The 736-nt window shown below is 29.3% G+C and carries 1 pseudogene; it reads right to left on the bottom strand.

Annotated elements, in window-relative coordinates:
* Positions 1-208 (bottom strand): annotated as a pseudogene (locus tag AC1DTM_RS30010) (Nramp family divalent metal transporter); the annotation flags it as partial.
* Between the last annotated feature and the right edge of the window lie 528 nt (positions 209-736).

The following is a 736-nucleotide window of genomic DNA, read 5'->3' as shown; positions in this document are numbered from 1 at the left end:
GTAATAAATACCCATATTGTGATCCAGCTGCGATATTTGTAGCGAAGTTCCCAGGATCAATATAAGCAACTGATGCGATAAAAGCAGGTCCTAAGAATGGTAACAGTCTTTTAAAGCCTTTTGTTTGTCCACTTAACGCTAAATGTGCTGATTGAACTGTTGTACTTTGAGAAGGGACTTGTTCATTTTTTGTTATATCTTTATTCATAGTAGTATTCCCCTTTGAAATCTTAACTTGATTAAAGTTTCACTTTATTCTTACTCGTTATTTCAATACGTTTAGATATATGATGTGGCAATTTCATTTGAACATAAAAGTTTCCTTAATGMAAATTATATGACTGTGTGCAATGAATGGTGTGACGATGCAAAAATATTTTGGGAGTTTATGGTTGCTGAATAAGGGAGAAGATAATAAATTATAGGGTTGTTTTTGAAATTCATGTGAACATACAGCCTATATTACAGCATATTAATTGATGGAAATGAAATTGTATGATATATAATATATTGGGATTACAACCTAACCGTAGTGTTTTGTTCTGTAATCTTGTTTTTATTTCTGTTAACTTATAGAAAAAATTGTAAATAGAAGAAAATAGGCTAAGTACAATTTAGTATGTATTTTCTTATTATATATGTTTTGATATGAACGTTAACTTATACATGATTTTAAAATTTAGATAGGTGGTAGAAATACATTGGCAACTACAAAACCATATAGAGTATTACTGTA

This window comes from Bacillus sp. P4_D3 (genome assembly GCF_056401855.1).
This window is presented reverse-complemented; position numbering and strand designations above follow the sequence as displayed.